Source organism: Actinomadura opuntiae, assembly GCF_030283205.1.
Classification (GTDB): domain Bacteria; phylum Actinomycetota; class Actinomycetes; order Streptosporangiales; family Streptosporangiaceae; genus Spirillospora.
In genome coordinates, this window is record NZ_JASNWF010000009.1 from 129702 (window position 1) to 146699 (window position 16998).

General features: G+C 70.7%; 13 protein-coding genes. 8 read left to right on the plus strand and 5 right to left on the minus strand.

The window, feature by feature from the left end; genetic code table 11:
- Window positions 1–876: 876 nt before the first annotated feature.
- Genes QP089_RS20805 through rpmH form a run of 5 tightly spaced genes read right to left on the minus strand, consistent with a single transcriptional unit; the run spans window position 877 to window position 3294 of the window.
- Complete coding sequence (locus tag QP089_RS20805) at window positions 877–1362, minus strand: Jag family protein (protein ID WP_285913384.1); 486 nt, start codon at window positions 1360–1362, stop codon at window positions 877–879.
- A gap of 36 nt (window positions 1363–1398) precedes the next feature.
- Window positions 1399–2415, minus strand: a complete 1017-nt coding sequence (gene yidC, locus QP089_RS20810; protein ID WP_285913385.1) for a membrane protein insertase YidC — start codon at window positions 2413–2415, stop codon at window positions 1399–1401.
- Entirely contained in the window at window positions 2408–2779 is a 372-nt protein-coding gene (gene yidD / locus QP089_RS20815) for a membrane protein insertion efficiency factor YidD (RefSeq protein WP_285913387.1), read from the minus strand. Before yidD ends, yidC begins: the two co-directional genes overlap by 8 nt.
- On the minus strand, window positions 2776–3144 hold the full coding sequence (gene rnpA, locus QP089_RS20820; protein ID WP_285913388.1) for a ribonuclease P protein component: 369 nt from the start codon (window positions 3142–3144) through the stop codon (window positions 2776–2778). The genes yidD and rnpA overlap by 4 nt, the downstream gene beginning before the upstream one ends.
- A 12-nt stretch (window positions 3145–3156) precedes the next feature.
- Window positions 3157–3294: a 50S ribosomal protein L34 gene (gene rpmH / locus QP089_RS20825; protein WP_285913389.1), complete on the minus strand. Its 138-nt coding sequence runs from the start codon at window positions 3292–3294 to the stop codon at window positions 3157–3159.
- A gap of 683 nt (window positions 3295–3977) precedes the next feature.
- Here rpmH and dnaA point away from each other — a divergent pair.
- From dnaA to QP089_RS20865, 8 genes are all read left to right on the plus strand, one after another.
- Entirely contained in the window at window positions 3978–6209 is a 2232-nt protein-coding gene (gene dnaA / locus QP089_RS20830) for a chromosomal replication initiator protein DnaA (RefSeq protein ID WP_285913390.1), read from the plus strand.
- A gap of 659 nt (window positions 6210–6868) precedes the next feature.
- Window positions 6869–8011: a DNA polymerase III subunit beta gene (gene dnaN / locus QP089_RS20835; protein ID WP_285913391.1), complete on the plus strand. Its 1143-nt coding sequence runs from the start codon at window positions 6869–6871 to the stop codon at window positions 8009–8011.
- Between the two features lie 95 nt (window positions 8012–8106).
- Entirely contained in the window at window positions 8107–9027 is a 921-nt protein-coding gene (gene gnd / locus QP089_RS20840; protein ID WP_285913392.1) for a phosphogluconate dehydrogenase (NAD(+)-dependent, decarboxylating), read from the plus strand.
- 131 nt (window positions 9028–9158) lie between these two features.
- Window positions 9159–10283: a DNA replication/repair protein RecF gene (gene recF / locus QP089_RS20845; protein ID WP_285913393.1), complete on the plus strand. Its 1125-nt coding sequence runs from the start codon at window positions 9159–9161 to the stop codon at window positions 10281–10283.
- An 18-nt stretch (window positions 10284–10301) separates the two neighbouring features.
- Window positions 10302–10946, plus strand: coding sequence for a DciA family protein (locus QP089_RS20850; protein ID WP_285913394.1), 645 nt, complete (start codon window positions 10302–10304; stop codon window positions 10944–10946).
- A gap of 481 nt (window positions 10947–11427) precedes the next feature.
- Window positions 11428–13365: a DNA topoisomerase (ATP-hydrolyzing) subunit B gene (gene gyrB / locus QP089_RS20855; protein WP_285913395.1), complete on the plus strand. Its 1938-nt coding sequence runs from the start codon at window positions 11428–11430 to the stop codon at window positions 13363–13365.
- A gap of 87 nt (window positions 13366–13452) precedes the next feature.
- The gene (gyrA, locus tag QP089_RS20860) at window positions 13453–15960 is read left to right on the plus strand and encodes a DNA gyrase subunit A (RefSeq protein WP_285913396.1); all 2508 of its coding nucleotides are present in this window, start codon (window positions 13453–13455) and stop codon (window positions 15958–15960) included.
- A 39-nt stretch (window positions 15961–15999) separates the two neighbouring features.
- Window positions 16000–16992, plus strand: coding sequence for a DUF3566 domain-containing protein (locus tag QP089_RS20865; RefSeq protein WP_285913397.1), 993 nt, complete (start codon window positions 16000–16002; stop codon window positions 16990–16992).
- Window positions 16993–16998: the final 6 nt, after the last annotated feature.

Here is a 16998-nt window from a genome sequence, read left to right on the forward strand (position 1 = left end):
CGGTGCACACCGGGTCCCCAGGGGCCCCGCGCCGGTCAGGGCGCGGGGCCCCACTTCTTTCCATTGGGCCCTACTCCTCGGCCGCGCTACCAACAGCCGCCGCCGATATGCCCGGCTACGCCTGCACCCCCAGCGCAGTGCGCCCTCGCTTGGCCCCCGCTCTCGGCCCCGTCCTCAGCTCTTGCCATCAGCCCCCTTGCCCTTGGCCCCCTGCCCTCGACCCTCGGCCCCGAGGCCATCGGCCCGAGCGCCCGCCGCCCCGAGCGTGCCCGCCGCCAGAAGAAGCACCGCTCCAGAAAAGACGCCCCTCCCGCCCGGGGGCGGACCCGCATATCCCCATCGTCAAGCTCCGCCACCGCGAACGGCACTAGAACGTCATTCTGTGGATAACCACCCCTGCGGCTCGCTCAGGATTTACTGGTCTCGCGGTTGCCCAGGTTCAACAGGCGTGCTCGCTCAGAATCCACAGCCTGGGGAACACGTCCCCGCCTGTCCCCATCTCACGGGCACGTTCCGGCACCTGCTTCAGCGCATGCTCGCGTCGCTCTAGGAGGACGTGCTCGTCCGCAGCTCACGGACGCGCGTCTGACACATGCTTCAGCGCGGCTCGCCCTGCTCTGGGCGGACGTAGTCGTCCGTAGCTCACGGACGCGCGTCCGGCACATGTTCGCCTGTTCTCCGTCTTCATCACGGAGGCGCGTACGGCGCAGGCTTCAGCGCGTCCCCCGCCCCGCTCCGCGAACGCGCATCCGTTGCGCGCGGGCGTCCGGGGCCGGGGTCACGGGGTCGGGGCATGCGGAACGGCCCCGGCGTTGTGCTCTTGCCGGGGCCGTTCGGGGGGTCGTCGCTCGCGTCGCCGGGTGGGCGATCGGAAGGTCAGGCAGGGTAGACGACCACGTAGCGTTCCGGCTCCTCGCCCTCGGACTCGCTGCGCAGGCCGGCCGCCGCCACCGCGTCGTGCACGATCTTGCGCTCGAACGGGGTCATCGGGGCGAGCGGCTTGGACTCGCCGCTCTGCTTCACCTCGTCGGCGACGTCCGTGCCGAGCTTGGTCAGCTCGGCGCGGCGGCGCTCGCGGTACCCGCCGATGTCGAGCATGAGGCGGGTGCGGTTGCCGGTCTGGCGGTGCACGGCCAGCCGGGTCAGTTCCTGCAGCGCCTCCAGCACCTCGCCCCGCTTGCCGACCAGCTCGTCCAGCGACGCGCCGACGACGGCGACGATGGCGCGCTCGCCCTCGACGTCCATGTCGATGTCGCCGTCGTAGTCACCGATGTCCAGCAGGCCCTCGATGTAGTCGGCGGCGATCTCGCCTTCCTGCTCGAGGGCCTGGACGTCGACCTCGGTGGTGTCGGTCTGGCTCAACGGGGTCTCCTTCTTCGGCGAGGACAGGGGTCCAAACTAGCGCTTCTGGCTGCCGCTGCGCTTGCTGCGCGATTTGCGGGTCGGCTGGTTGCGGACGACCTTCGGCTTGGTGTCCTCCGGCTCGACTTCCGGCTCCGGCTCCTTCTTGAGACGGGCCTTGATCCCGGACGGCGCCTGCCCGTTCTTGCCGGCGGTCGCCTTGGCCGAGCCCCCCGGCTTCGCGGCGGTCTTCGAGGCCGGCTTGGAACCGGCGGTCTTGGCGCCCGCGGTGCCCGCGGAGTCGTCGGCCTGGTCGCCGGGCGGCGGGAAGCGCTTGTAGATGTAGTGCTGCTGCGCGAGCGTCCAGGAGTTCGACGTCACCCAGTACATGAGCACGCCCAGCGGGAACCCGAGTCCGAACAGGCCGAAGAGCGGTGCGAGGAAGACCATCATCTTCTGCGCCTGCATCATCGGGTTGGCGTCGGCGGCCGCGGCGGGCTGGCGCTTCATGCTGGCCCGGACGGTGAAGAAGGTCGTGCAGGAGCTGATCACCACCGCGATGCCGGTGATGACGATCGCGCTCCAGGTCTTGTCGCTCCAGGCGTTCAGGAACGTGTCGGGGATGTGCGCGCCGAAGATGTTCGCGTGCTGGGCGCTCTGCACCAGGTCGGACGACATCGCGAACACGCTGTGGCCCGGCTTGGCGTCCGAGATCCGCTTCAGGGTCTGGAACAGGCCGATGAAGACCGGCATCTGCACGACCAGGGGAAGGCAGCCCGACAGCGGGTTCGCGCCGTTCTCCTGGTAGAGCTTCATGACCTCCTGGTTGAGGCGCTGCTTGTCGTTCTTGTACTTCTTGCGCAGCGCCTGAACCTTCGGGTTCAGCTCCTGCATCTTCCGCGAGGCGTGGATCTGCTTCACGAAGAGCGGAACGAGGACGAGCCTCAGCAGGACGGTCAGCAGGATGATCGAGCCGCCCCAGGCCCAACCGCTGTCCTCGGGGAAGACGACGCTCAGCCCCGCGTGAATCCACACGATGAGCTGAGAGACGATCTCGTACAACCAGTCAAGCACCGGGCTGCTCCTTGGGCTCTGCTAGGGCGGGGCCGCGGTTCTTGCGGCCGGAGTTCGAAGAGTCCGCCCCGGACGTGCCTGAGGGCGTCTTCTTCGGCGGCACCGGATCGTGGCCGCCGGGGTGGAAGGGGTGGCACCGCGCGATCCGGCGGACCGTCAGCCATGTGCCGCGCGCCGCCCCGTGCACCTGGAGGGCCTTGAGGCCGTAGGTGCTGCAGGACGGGGTGAAGCGGCACTGCTGCCCGAGCAGGGGACTCAAGAAGCGGCGGTAGGCGCGGACGAGAAGGATCAACACCGCGGCGACCGGACCTGGGGTCGTCGCCGGGCGTCGTGCGGGGATCGGCTCCCCGTGCCGGTTCCTCATCTCCGCCCCTTGGACGCGGGCCGCAGCAGCCGGTCGAGCGCCGACTCCAGATCCGCGGCCAGTTCGTCGGGGCGCGCCTCGCCCGCGCGGGGGTTGGCGCGCACTACGAGCAGGCTACCCGGTGCGAGCCGGTCCACGTGCCCGCGCGCGAGGTGCCGGAGCCGGCGCCGCACCCGGTTGCGGGTGACGGCGTTGCCGACGTTGCGCGCCACGATGAATCCGACGAGCGCCGGGCCGGCGTCCTCCGCGGCCCCCTCCGGGCGGAGCAGGTGGACGACGACGTTAGGCCGTCCGGCGCGTCGCCCGCGCCGGACGGCCAACGAGAAGTCGTCCCGCCGCCGCATCCGGTTCCCGGACGGCAGCATGAGAGGGATCGGTCAGACCGCGACGCGGCCGCGGCCCTTGCCGCGGCGCGAGGAGAGGATGGCGCGCCCGGCGCGCGTGCGCATCCGCAGCCGGAAGCCGTGCTTCTTGTGGCGGCGGCGGTTGTTCGGCTGGAATGTACGCTTGCTCACTTTGAGGCTCCAGTGCTGCGGTCGGTTCGACTAAGAAAGGCTCGATAGCTCGCATCGAGGGCCCGCGTCCGGTCCCCCGCAGCGGGGGCCCACCCGTGCCGTCCGGACGGACGACCGGCGGGCACGCGTCACCTCCGTCGATGCGACTCGACCTCAGCACGTTACGGGCTACCGGCCCGCCCGGTCAAACGGATCACCCGGTCGCGGAGGAACCGGGCGTCCGGCGGCGATAGCGCGGCGTCCCACGACCATCCCGCGACGATCCCGCGACGCCCCTGCGCGGCCGATCGCCTGGTGGCACCGGTTTCGTGTTGCGGGTGGGATCGGCACGGGTTAGGGTTTTCCTCCCGGGCAACCGACGCTCTCTGTGACTCGTGAGACCGACGTCGGCGTTCCGCCCGCGAACCCCCCGATCGAGAACCGCCCCGCGTACCGGCCGCCGACCTGGCCGGAGACGCCCCGTCCCCGTCCTTCCCCAACCTCTGCGGCGGAGTTTTGCACAGGGTCCCGCATGCCTATGCACAGCATGTGGACAACTCTGTGGACAACTCGTGAGAGAGTAAGGCTTCCGCGTCGCGGCCGTGCCCAATGAGGCGGATCGCAACCCGTGGGAGAGCCGGGTGGTCAGGTGCCCGGACGGTCTGTACTCCGTTCGCCGGAGTCGTGGGGAGGGGACCTTGCGCATGGACGGTCAGGATCTCGGATCGGTCTGGGCCCGCACCCTCACCGCGCTGTCTGAGAGCGATCTGTCCCCGAGTTACCGCGCATGGCTGCCGATGGTCCGCCCCCTGGCCCTGGTGGAGGGGACGGCGCTGCTGGCGGCGCCCAACGAGTTCGCCAAGGACGCCCTGGAGACGCGGCTGCGGAACCTCATCACGCAGGCGCTCTCCCATGAGCTGGGCAGGGAGATCCGGGTCGCGGTGACGGTGCAGCCGGAGCCGCCCGCGGTGTCCGGGCCGGGTCCCGCCGGCGGTTCCCGCGGGGGTTCCGGTGAGCCGTTGCCGGCGCCGGTCCCCGGTCCCGGAATGCACGAGTCGGGGCCTTCTTCTTATGGCGAACGGCCGCTCGATGACCGCGACCGGGATCGCGACAGGGACCGCGACCGCGACCGGGATCGGCCCTACGCGGACCAGCAGCAGTACGGGGACTCCTCTTACCCCGACTACTCCGAGCGTCCCGATTACACAGAGCGCCCTTACCCGGAGCAGCCGTACGGCGAGCCGGGCTATCGGCCTTCGTCCGAAGTTACCCACAGGCCGGGTCTTCCCGGTGGTTATCCACAGGGCGACGACGATCGTGGATGGCCGCAGCGTGACAACGACCACGGCGGCGCGTACCCGCCGGCTCCCCGTCCTCCGGCGTACGGCGCCGGGCCGGGGGGGCGCGGGCCGTCCTCCTATGACCGGGGGAACGTCCCCGGTTTTCCAGGACGCGGCCGTCCGCAGGAGGGCTACGGGGGTTCGGAGGGGTTCGGCGGCGAGCCTCCCGGGCGGCCCCCGCACGCGCCTTCGCATCTCAACGACCGCACGCTCGGCCCGCTGCGCGCCGGCGGCCGCGGCGAGCCGATGGGCCGGGAGTCCCAGCACGGGACGGGCGAGCCTCCGCTGGGGCACGACGAGGACTCCTATAAGACCGAGTCCCCGTTCCCCGGCGCGGAGCAGTCGTACACGGGGCCGGAGCAGTACCCGGGGTCCGAGCAGTACCGCGGCGAAGAGCCCTACAGGGGCGAGCGGGGTGAAGGCGGTTTCCGCGAGGACGAGGCGTCCGACACCCGTGGACCGGTCCCGGCACCCGGCGGCCCGCCGAAGCCGTCCGGCTCCGGCGGCCCGGGCGGCGCGCGCGAAGGAGGCGGCGGGCAGGGCGCGGGCGCGTCCGAGCACGCGCGACTGAACCCGAAGTACACCTTCGAGACGTTCGTCATCGGCTCGTCGAACCGGTTTGCACACGCCGCCGCGGTCGCCGTAGCCGAGCAGCCGGCCAAGGCGTACAACCCGCTGTTCATTTACGGCGACTCGGGGCTCGGCAAGACGCACCTGCTGCACGCGATCGGCCATTACGCGCAGAGCCTGTTCAACGGTGCACGCGTCCGTTATGTGAGTTCCGAAGAGTTCACGAACGACTTCATCAATTCGATCCGCGACGGCAAGGCCGACGGGTTCCGCCGCCGCTACCGGGATGTGGACATCCTCCTCGTCGACGACATCCAGTTCCTGGAGGGCAAGGAGCAGACGCAGGAGGAGTTCTTCCACACCTTCAACACGCTCCACAACGCCAGCAAGCAGATCGTGATCTCCAGCGACCGGCCGCCCAAGGAGCTGGTGACGCTGGAGGACCGGCTGCGCAACCGGTTCGAGTGGGGCCTGACGACCGACGTCCAGCCGCCCGAGCTGGAGACCCGGATCGCGATCCTGCAGAAGAAGGCCCGCCAGGAGGGCCTGGCCGCGCCGCCGGACGTGCTGGAGTTCATCGCCTCGCAGATCGCGACGAACATCCGGGAGCTGGAGGGCGCGCTGATCCGGGTGACGGCGTTCGCGAGCCTGAACCGGCAGTCGGTCGACATGAAGCTGGCGGAGATCGTCCTGAAGGACCTGATCCCCAACGACTCCGGCCCGGAGATCACCGCCGCGATGATCATGGCGCAGACGGTGGAGTACTTCGGCACGACGATCGAGGACCTGTGCGGGCCGTCGCGGTCGCGGATGCTGGTGACCGCCCGGCAGATCGCGATGTACCTGTGCCGCGAGCTGACCGACCTGTCGCTGCCCAAGATCGGGCAGCAGTTCGGCGGCCGCGACCACACCACGGTGATGCACGCCGAGCGCAAGATCCGGTCGCTGATGGCCGAGCGCCGCGCGATCTACAACCAGGTGACGGAGCTGACGGGGCGGATCAAGCACCAGGCCCGCAAGCGCTGACGGACCGCCCCGCACGCCTGGGGACGACCGCGCCGGCCCGTCCCGGACTGTGGACAAGTACCGTGCACAGGGCCGTTCGAACGCCCGGTCGAACACCGTCCGGCGGCGGCCCGAAACCAAGATCGACACGCACAGGCTGGGGACAACCCTGGGGATCCCGGCGAAAGGCCGGGGAAAACCTGCGGACAACATGGGGACGACTCGTGGACCGATTGTGGAAGCCGTGGGGACGGCCACCCGGCATCATGGGGACGAACCCGTGGACAAGCTGGGGAAGCCCTGGGGACGGCCTGGGGACGACCGCGGCCGGTCCCGCCGCGACGGCCGGCCGCCGCACCGGCCCGGGAGAACCTGCGGAAAACTCGTGGACAACCGGGGGATGACGTGAGGACGACGTGTGGGGAAGGATTCGCCGTCCCCAGCGCGGCCCGCGCCGTCCACCGCCGATGCACAGCCCCGGTGGACAGAGATACGCGGGCTCACCTGCGGGAACGCGGTCTGTCCACACTATCCACGGCCCCTATTACTGGTACTGCTCTACTTCTCTACTCAAGAAAAGATCCAACTCAAATCAGGGCCTGGGGACAACGCGCCCCGAGCGCCCGCGCCGAGGCCCGAGCACCACACCCTCGTCCGACACCTGCAGGAGGCGGGTCCCCTTGAAGTTCCGCATCGACAGAGACGCCCTGGCCGACGCCGTGGCCTGGACGGCGCGCACGCTGCCGGTCCGGCCCCCGGTGCCGGTGCTCGCGGGCATGCACATCGTCGCCGGAGGCGAAGGCAACGACGACCGGCTGAAGCTGTCGGCGTTCGACTACGAGGTCTCCGCGCAGGTCTCCACGGAGATCGACGTGGAGGAGGCGGGGACGGCGCTGGTGTCCGGCCGGCTGCTCGCCGAGATCTCGCGCAGCCTTCCTCCCCACCCTGTGGAGGTCACGACCGACGGCGCGAAGGTGATGCTGCGCTGCGGGAGCGCGAAGTTCACACTCCTCACCATGCCTGTGGAGGACTACCCGTCGCTGCCGGAGATGCCGCCGGCCGCCGGCGCGGTGGGCAGCGACGAGTTCGCCGCCGCCGTCGCGCAGGTCGCGATCGCCGCGGGCAAGGACGACACGATCCCCATGCTCACCGGCGTGCGTGTGGAGATCGAGGGGGAGACCGTCACCCTCGCGTCGACCGACCGGTACCGGCTGGCGGTCCGGGAGCTGCACTGGAAGCCGGAGCGGCCGGACTTCTCCGCGGTCGCGCTCGTCCCGGCGAAGACGCTGGCCGACACCGCCAAGTCGCTGACGGCGGGCGCCGAGGTGTCGATCGCGCTGGCCGCGACCGGCGGCGCAGGCGAGGGCATGATCGGGTTCGAGGGCGGCGGCCGCCGCACCACGTCCCGGCTGCTGGACGGCGACTTCGTCAAGTACCGGTCGCTGCTGCCGAGCGAGTACGCGGGCCTGGCGGAGGTGCAGACGGGCCAGTTCATCGAGGCCGTCAAGCGCGTGTCGCTGGTCGCCGAGCGCAACACCCCGGTGCGGCTGTCGTTCAGCCAGGGCGAGGTCGTCCTGGAGGCCGGGACGGGCGACGAGGCGCAGGCCGTGGAGGCCCTGGAGGCGACGCTGGAGGGCGAGGACATCGACATCGCCTTCAACCCCGGGTTCCTGCTCGACGGGCTCTCGGCGATCGGCTCGGACGTCGCGCGGCTGTCGTTCACGACGCCCACCAAGCCGGCGGTGCTCACCGGCAAGCCGCCGCAGGACGGTGAGAACCCGAACTACCGTTATCTGATCATGCCGGTGCGGTTGTCTGGGTAAAGACCGGTCCCAGGGCATACCTGGGGGAGACGACCGGTCCGCGGGGGAGCCGCCCCGCGGCCGGCACGGCAGTTACGCACAGGGGAGAAGTGAGCATGGAGCTGGGCATCATCGGCCTGGGCAAGATGGGCGCCAACATGGCCGAGCGGCTGCGGCGCGGCGGTCACACGATCGTCGGCTACGACCGCAACCCCGACATCAGCGACGTCGGCTCGGTCGAGGAGCTGGTCGAACGCCTCTCCCCGCCGCGCGCCGTGTGGGTGATGGTGCCCGCGGGCACCCCCACGCAGGAGACCGTCAACACGCTGGCGGAGCTGCTCGACGCGGGCGACCTCGTCGTGGACGGCGGTAATTCACACTATGTGGACGACCAGAAGCACGGCGAGGAGCTGGCCGCCAAGGGCATCGGCTTCGTCGACTGCGGCGTCAGCGGCGGCGTGTGGGGCCTGCAGAACGGCTACGCGCTCATGGTCGGCGGCGACGAGGACAACGTGAAGCGGCTGATGCCGATCTTCGAGACGCTCAAGCCCGAGGGCGAGTACGGCTTCGTGCACGCCGGCAAGATCGGCGCGGGCCACTACGTCAAGATGGTCCACAACGGCATCGAGTACGCGATGATGCAGGCCTTCGGCGAGGGCTACGAGCTGATCGCCGCGAGCGACCTGGTCACCCGGGTGCCGGAGACGTTCCTCAGCTGGCAGGAGGGCACGGTCATCCGGTCCTGGCTGCTCGACCTGCTGAACCGCGCGCTTAAGAACGACCCGGAGCTGGACGACCTGCGTGGCTACGCCAACGACTCCGGCGAGGGCCGCTGGACGGTGCAGGCCGCGGTGGAGCACGCCGTCCCGCTCCCGGCGATCAGTGCCTCGCTGTTCGCCCGGTTCGCCTCCCGGCAGGACGACTCCCCCGCGATGCGCGTCGTTGCGGCGTTGCGCAACCAGTTCGGCGGCCACGCGATCGAGACCGCCAAGGGCGCCGACTCCCCCGGCGCCGACGTGAACCCCCCGAAGGTCTGACCCGTTCCCCGGGCCCGCCGCCCGGTGGACGGGGGATCGCTGTGGACGGGCGCCGGGCTGGGCGCCCGGGGTTATCCACAGAAGGCGCGGGGTGTGTGGGCGGGGCGCGGGAGGCTCTACGCTCGTGTCTCGTGCACGTCGCCCACCTCTCGCTGCAGGACTTCCGGTCGTACCCCACCGCCGAGGTGGCGCTCGGGCCGGGCGTCACCGCATTCGTGGGGCCGAACGGGCAGGGCAAGACGAACCTGGTCGAGGCGATCGGGTACGTCGCCTCGCACGGCAGCCACCGCGCCGCGACCGACGCGCCGCTCGTCCGGCAGGGCGCGCCGCGCGCGATCGTGCGCGCGGGCGTGGTGAAGGACGACCGCAAGGCGCTGATCGAGCTGGAGATCAACCCGGGCAAGGCCAACCGGGCGCGGCTGAACCGGTCCCCCGTCCCCAGGCCCCGAGAGATCCTGGGGATGCTGCGGACGGTGCTGTTCGCCCCGGAGGACCTCGCGCTGGTGAAGGGCGATCCGGGGGAGCGCCGCCGGTTCATGGACGAGCTGCTGACGGCGCGGGCCCCCCGGTTCGCGGCGGTCCGGTCCGACTACGACCGCGTCCTCAAGCAGCGCAACGCCCTGCTGAAGTCGGCGGCGGCGCATCGGCGGTCCCCCGGCCCCGAGGTGCTCGCGACGCTCGATGTGTGGGATTCGCATCTCGCGCGGACCGGGGCGGAGCTGCTGGCGGGGCGGCTGGAGCTGGTGGAGGCGCTGCGTCCGCTCGTGGCGCGCGCGTACGCGGCGCTCGCGCCGTCCAGCGGCGCGGCCGATCTGTACTACAAGAGCTCGCTGGGGGCGGAGGAGTTGTCCACAGACCGTGGACGGCTGGCCGAGCTGCTGCTCGCGGGCGTGGCCGAGGCGCGCAAGCAGGAGCTGGAGCGCGGGGTGAGCCTGGTGGGGCCGCACCGCGACGAGCTCGTCCTGCGGCTGGGGGAGCTGCCCGCGCGCGGCTACGCCAGCCACGGCGAGTCGTGGTCGTTCGCGCTCGGGCTGCGGCTCGGGGCGTTCGACCTGCTCCGCGCGGACGGCGACGACCCGGTGCTGATCCTCGACGACGTGTTCGCCGAGCTCGACGCGGGCCGCCGCAGCCGGCTGGCGGAGATGGTGGCGCCGGCCGAGCAGGTGCTGATCACCGCCGCGGTCCCCGCCGACGTCCCGGCGGAACTGACGGGCGCTTCGTATACCGTCTCCGACGGCCGGGTCGTCCGGGACTGACCGGGAAGGGGCGGGCAGGTGAACGATGATCCACAGGATGTGCACAACTCCCCCGGTCCGGTGAATTCTCCGGATCCCGGCGGCTCCGGCGATCCCCAGGCTGTGGACGGCCCGCAGCCCGCGGGCACGCCGTCCACGGGCGAGCAGGAGGCCGGTGCGCAGGGCGCGGCGCCGGGGGAGTCCGGCGGGGCGCCGGCGAAGTCGGGCATCGAGCTGGCGCGGGAGGCGCTCGCGCAGGCGAAGGCCGACGCGCTGAAGCGCGGCACGCTGCCCGGCCAGGGCGGCCGGCGCAAGTCCGGGGCGCGGCCCGTCCGGGTGCGCGATCCGGGGCGCGGCGGCGACCCCAAGGCGTTCGGCTCGGCGATCCGCGAGCTGCTGGCCTCGCGCGGGTGGGAGCAGCGCGCCGCGGTCGGCGGCGTGTTCGGCAACTGGGCCGGGATCGTCGGCCCCGAGCTGGCCGAGCACACCCGCCCGGAGCGCTTCGAGGAGGGCGAGCTGACCGTCGCCGCCGACTCCACGACCTGGGCGACGCAGCTGCGGTTGCTGTCGTCGACGCTGGTGCGGCGGCTGAACGAGGAGCTGGGGCACGGGACGGTCCGCAAGGTGAAGGTGGTCGGCCCCGCGTCGGGCCCCCGCCGCAACGGCGCCTGGCGGGTCCGTTGAACCGGTGACCGGGCGCCGGCGAGGGAGCCGTTCGGCGGCGTTCGCCGCGGCGCGGCGTCCTCTCGCGGACGCGCCTCCGGCGCTCAACCGGGTGACAAGCGGCGGGCCGGAGGCGGTGGGCCTCGGGCGCGGTCGCGCGGCGTGACGGGATGTCGGTGGCGGGTGGGAACATCTGTTCGGGAAGCTCGGTGACGAGTTCAGCAACGAGCGCGCCGTAGGCCAGAGAACCCCCCTAGGGCTATGGGGGGATGCATCTCCAGGTCCGCTCGGCCGCCACACGCGCACACAGCGCTCGGGAGTGCCGCCTTTCGCCGTGTGACCCGGTAGAATGAAAGCGGGTTCAGGATGCTGCACCGCCATGGGGTGCCCGGAGCTCTACCGAACACGTACAGAGCACAAGGGCGCCCCCATGTGTGTTACGGGGCACACCGCGCTCCCTCGGGCGCGGGGCGGCTCACCATCCCCGGCAGGAGGATCTCCTTTGGCGTACGACGCTAGCTCGATCACTGTCCTTGAAGGCCTGGAAGCGGTTCGCAAGCGTCCGGGCATGTACATCGGGTCGACCGGTGAGCGCGGCCTCCACCACCTGGTCTACGAGATCGTGGACAACTCGGTCGACGAGGCCCTCGCGGGCTACGCCGACGACATCGTGGTGACGCTGCTCGCGGACGGCGGCGTCAGCGTGCTCGACAACGGCCGCGGCATCCCGGTGGGCGAGCACCCGGTGGAGAAGCGACCGGCGATCGAGCTGGTGCTGACGACGCTGCACGCCGGGGGCAAGTTCGACGGAAAGTCCTATGCGGTCTCCGGCGGCCTGCACGGCGTCGGCTCGGCGGTGGTGAACGCGCTGTCCACCCGGCTCGAGGCCGAGGTCAGGGTGGACGGCCACGTGTGGCGGCAGTCCTACACCTGGCAGGGCCCGTCGACGGAGCTGCGCAAGGGCGAGGAGACCAGCGAGACCGGCACCCGCATCACCTTCTGGCCGGACGGCGACATCTTCGAGACCCTTGAGTGGAACTTCGAGACGCTGTCGCGCCGCATGCAGGAGATGGCGTTCCTGAACCGGGGCCTTTCGATCACGCTGGTGGACGAGCGGCCGGACCACTCCAACGGCGAGCCGAACGTGGTGAAGTACCACTACGAGGGCGGCATCGAGGACTTCGTCCGCTACATCAACGCGCGCAAGGACGCCGTCCACGAGTCGACGATCTACTTCGGCGACGACACCGAGGGCATGTCGGTCGAGATCGCCATGCAGTGGAACTCCTCGTACGCCGAGTCGGTGCACACGTTCGCCAACACGATCAACACGGCGGAGGGCGGCACCCACGAGGAGGGGTTCCGCGCGGCGCTGACCACGATCGTCAACCGGTACGCGCGCGACAAGGGCCTGCTGCGCGACAAGGACGACAACCTCACCGGCGAGGACGTCCGCGAGGGCCTGACCGCGATCATCTCGATCAAGCTGGCCGACCCGCAGTTCGAGGGGCAGACCAAGACCAAGCTCGGCAACACCGAGGCCAAGTCGTTCGTGCAGCGGGCCTGCAACGAGCACCTGCGCGACTGGTTCGAGGAGAACCCGGGCGAGGCCAAGGAGATCATCAACAAGGCGTCGCAGGCGGCGCGCGCGCGGGTGGCGGCGCGGCAGGCGCGCGACCTGACCCGGCGCAAGAGCCTGCTGGAGTCGACGTCGCTGCCCGGCAAGCTGTCGGACTGCCAGTCCACCGACCCGTCCAGGTCCGAGCTGTACATCGTCGAGGGCGACTCGGCGGGCGGCTCGGCCAAGGGCGGCCGCAACCCGCACTTCCAGGCCATCCTGCCGATCCGCGGCAAGATCCTGAACGTCGAGAAGGCGCGGATCGACAAGATCCTCAAGAACAACGAGGTCCAGGCGATCATCACCGCGCTCGGCACCGGGGTGCACGACGAGTTCGACATCTCCAAGCTGCGGTACCACAAGATCATCCTGATGTCGGACGCCGACGTCGACGGCCACCACATCAACACGCTGCTGATGACGCTGCTGTTCCGGTTCATGAAGCCGCTGATCGAGGCCGGGCACGTGTACCTCTCGCAGCCCCCGCTGTACAAGATCAAGTGGGACGCCCGCGGCAACGAGGCCGACTACGCCTTCTCCGACGCCGAGCGCGACGCGATCATCGAGGCCGGGATCGCCGCCGGCCGCCGCGACCCGCGCCCCCGCGACCAGGTGCAGCGCTTCAAGGGCCTCGGCGAGATGAACGCCAACGAGCTGTGGGACACCACGATGGACCCCGACAACCGGGTCCTGCTGCAGGTGCAGCTCGACGACGCCGCCCAGGCCGACGAGCTGTTCAGCGTGCTCATGGGCGAGGAGGTCGAACCCCGCCGGGAGTTCATCCAGCGCAACGCCAAGGACGTGCGCTTCCTCGACATCTAGGTGCGCGCGCCCCCGCCGCCCGGGCCGGCGGCGGGGCTCCCATCGGGCGTCGTACTTCCTTCCCAGCTAGCAGAAGAGGTCTTGAGAGTGACGGACGTGACCACAGAGGGTGGACACCCGGGCGAGCGGATCGAACCCGTCGACATCCAGGTCGAGATGCAGAAGAGCTATCTCGACTACGCGATGTCGGTCATCGTCGCGCGCGCGCTGCCCGAGGTCCGCGACGGACTCAAGCCGGTCCACCGCCGCGTCCTGTACGCGATGTACGACGGCGGCTACCGGCCCGACCGCGGCTACTTCAAGTGCGCCCGCGTCGTCGGCGACGTCATGGGGAACTACCATCCCCACGGCGACTCGGCGATCTACGACGCGCTGGTCCGCCTGGCGCAGCCGTGGTCGATGCGGTACCCGCTGGTCGACGGCAACGGCAACTTCGGTTCGCGCGGCAACGACCCCGCCGCGGCCATGCGGTACACCGAGTGCCGCATGGCGCCCCTGGCGATGGAGCTGCTGCGCGACATCGACAAGGAGACCGTCGACTTCTCCCCCAACTACGACGGCCGCTCCCAGGAGCCGGACGTCATGCCGTCGCGGTACCCGAACCTGCTGGTCAACGGGTCCGCCGGCATCGCGGTCGGGATGGCCACCAACATCCCGCCGCACAACCTGCGCGAGGTCGCCGAGGGCGTGCGCTGGTTCCTGGACAACTACGGCGCGTCCGACGAGGAGCTGCTCGAGGCGCTGATCGAGCGGATCAAGGGCCCCGACTTCCCGACCGCCGGCCTGATCGTCGGCCGCAAGGGCATCGAGGAGGCCTACCGCACCGGCCGCGGCTCCATCACGATGCGGGCCGTCGTCGAGGTCGAGGAGATCCAGGGCCGCACCTGCCTGGTCGTCACCGAACTCCCCTACCAGGTCAACCCGGACAACCTCGCGCTGAAGATCGCCGAGTCGGTCAAGGAGGGCAAGCTCGACGGCATCGCCGACGTCCGCGACGAGACCTCCGGCCGCACCGGCCAGCGCCTGGTGATCGTCCTCAAGCGGGACGCGGTCGCCAAGGTCGTCCTGAACAACCTGTACAAGCACACCCAGCTGCAGGAGACGTTCGGCGCGAACATGCTCGCGCTCGTCGACGGCGTGCCGCGCACGCTGCGCGTCGACCAGTTCGTCCGGCACTGGGTGACGCACCAGATCGACGTCATCGTCCGCCGCACCCGGTTCCTGCTCCGCAAGGCCGAGGAGCGCGCCCACATCCTGCGCGCGCTGCTGAAGGCGCTCGACCGCATCGACGAGGTCATCGCGCTGATCCGCCGGTCGCCGTCGGCCTCGGAGGCCCAGCAGGGCCTGATGAACCTGCTGGACATCGACGAGATCCAGGCGCAGGCGATCCTGGACATGCAGCTGCGCAAGCTCGCCGCCCTGGAGCGCCAGGCGATCACCGCCGAGTACGACAAGCTCATGGCGGAGATCGCCGACTACAACGACATCCTCGCCTCGCCGGAGCGGCAGCGCCAGATCGTCGGCGACGAGCTGGCCCCGATCGTCGAGAAGTTCGGCGACGAGCGCCGCACCCAGATCATCCCGTTCGACGGGGACGTGTCGTACGAGGACCTCATCGCCGAAGAGGACGTCGTCGTCACCATCACCCGCGGCGGCTACGCCAAGCGCACCAAGACCGACCTGTACCGGGCGCAGCGGCGCGGCGGCAAGGGCATCCGCGGCGCGCAGCTGAAGCAGGACGACATCGTCGACCAGTTCTTCGTCACCACGACGCACCACTGGATCCTGTTCTTCACCAACAAGGGCCGGGTGTACCGGGCGAAGGCGTACGAGCTGCCCGACGCCGGGCGCGACTCGCGCGGCCAGCACGTCGCGAACCTGCTGGCCTTCCAGCCCGACGAGCACATCGCCCAGGTCATGGACCTGCGCGACTACGAGGTCGCCCCCTACCTCGTCCTCGCCACCAAGAAGGGCCGCGTCAAGAAGACCGCGCTGCGCGACTTCGACTCGCCCCGCACCGGCGGCATCATCGCGATCAACCTGGTCGACGACGACGAGGTGATCGCCGCCCGGCTCGTCTCCTCCGCCGACGACCTGCTGATGGTGTCCACCGGCGCCCAGGCGATCCGGTTCCACGCCGACGACGAGTCCCTGCGGCCGATGGGCCGCGCCACCTCCGGCGTGATCGGCATGCGGTTCGAGGAGGACCAGGAGGTCCTGAACATGCTGGTCGTGAAGGACGCCGAGCACGACGTCCTGGTCGCGACCGAGGGCGGCTACGCCAAGCGCACCCCCGTCGACCAGTACCCCGTCCAGGGGCGGGGTGGTAAGGGAGTTCTCACCGCTAAGATCGTGGAATCTCGCGGCAGGTTGGTAGGGGCCCTGATGGTCCGTCCGGACTATGAGGTGTTCGGCATGACCTCCAACGGGGGCGTCATCCGCACCAGCGCCGCGGAGATCAAGCAGTCCGGCAGGCAGACCATGGGCGTCCGCCTGATGAACCTCGCCGAGGGGGACAGCGTGGTCGCGATCGCGAGGAACGTAGAGTCCACCATTGAGGACTCAGTCGACGCCGAGGGGGGCGATGGTGAGTGACGTACTTCTCCTCACCGCGCCGCTAGGCCAGGAGGACACGTGAGCACCGAGCCCGGCAACAGCAAGGGCGGGAGCGGCAGGGGGGGCGCCGGCAGGCCCGGCGGCCGCCCGGCCGCGACCGGCAAGGCCGCGGACAAGCCCGGCGGCAAGACCGTCGCCGCCGCGTCCGCGAAGCCGGCCCGGGACGAGGCCACCGTCGAGATCGACTCCGACGCCGCCTCGGAGAACGGCGCGAGCACCACGGCGGGTTCGTCGGGTTCGCCTGGGTCGACAGGGTCGTCGGGGCCGTCCTCGGGCGCCGGCGAGACCAGGATCGACCTCGCCCAGGTCAAGGACGAGGCGGAGAAGGCCGACGCCCCGGAGATCGCCCCGGTCAAGGACACCGCCGCCGAGCAGCCGCCCAAGGGCCCGGCGTCCGGCAAGCGGCCCGGCCCGGCGAACTGGGCGAAGCCCGCCGAGCCGTCCGGGTCCGTCTCCACGGGCCGGACGGAGAAGCCCCCGGCCCCGTCCGCGGCCGCCGCGTCGGGCGGCGCGTCCGGCAACTCCTCCGGCTCCGGCCGCCCCGGCTCCGGCTTCGCCGGCACCGTCCTGAAGGACCGCCCCTCCGCCGCCGTCGCCCCGGTGAACTCCAGCAGGACGCCCGCCCAGACCAAGCCGGCCCGCAAGGCCCAGCTCCAGCTGGCCCGGCTCGAGCCGTGGTCGGTGATGAAGTTCAGCTTCGTGATGTCGCTGGTCTGCTTCGTCGTCCTGCTCGTCGCCGTCGTGGTGCTGTACATGATCCTGTCCGGCCTCGGCGTCTTCGACGCCATCAGCGACACGATCAACAGCCTCACCAAGCAGCAGGGCGAGACCGACGGCGGCGTCGACGCCGGCAACTGGTTCTCCTTCGCCCGCGTCTTCGGCTACACCGTCATCGTGGGCGCCCTGAACGTCCTCCTCATCACCGCCCTGTCCACGGTCGGCTCCGTCATCTACAACCTCGCCGCCGACCTCGTCGGCGGCGTCGAGGTCACCCTCAAGGAGGCCGAATAGCGCGAC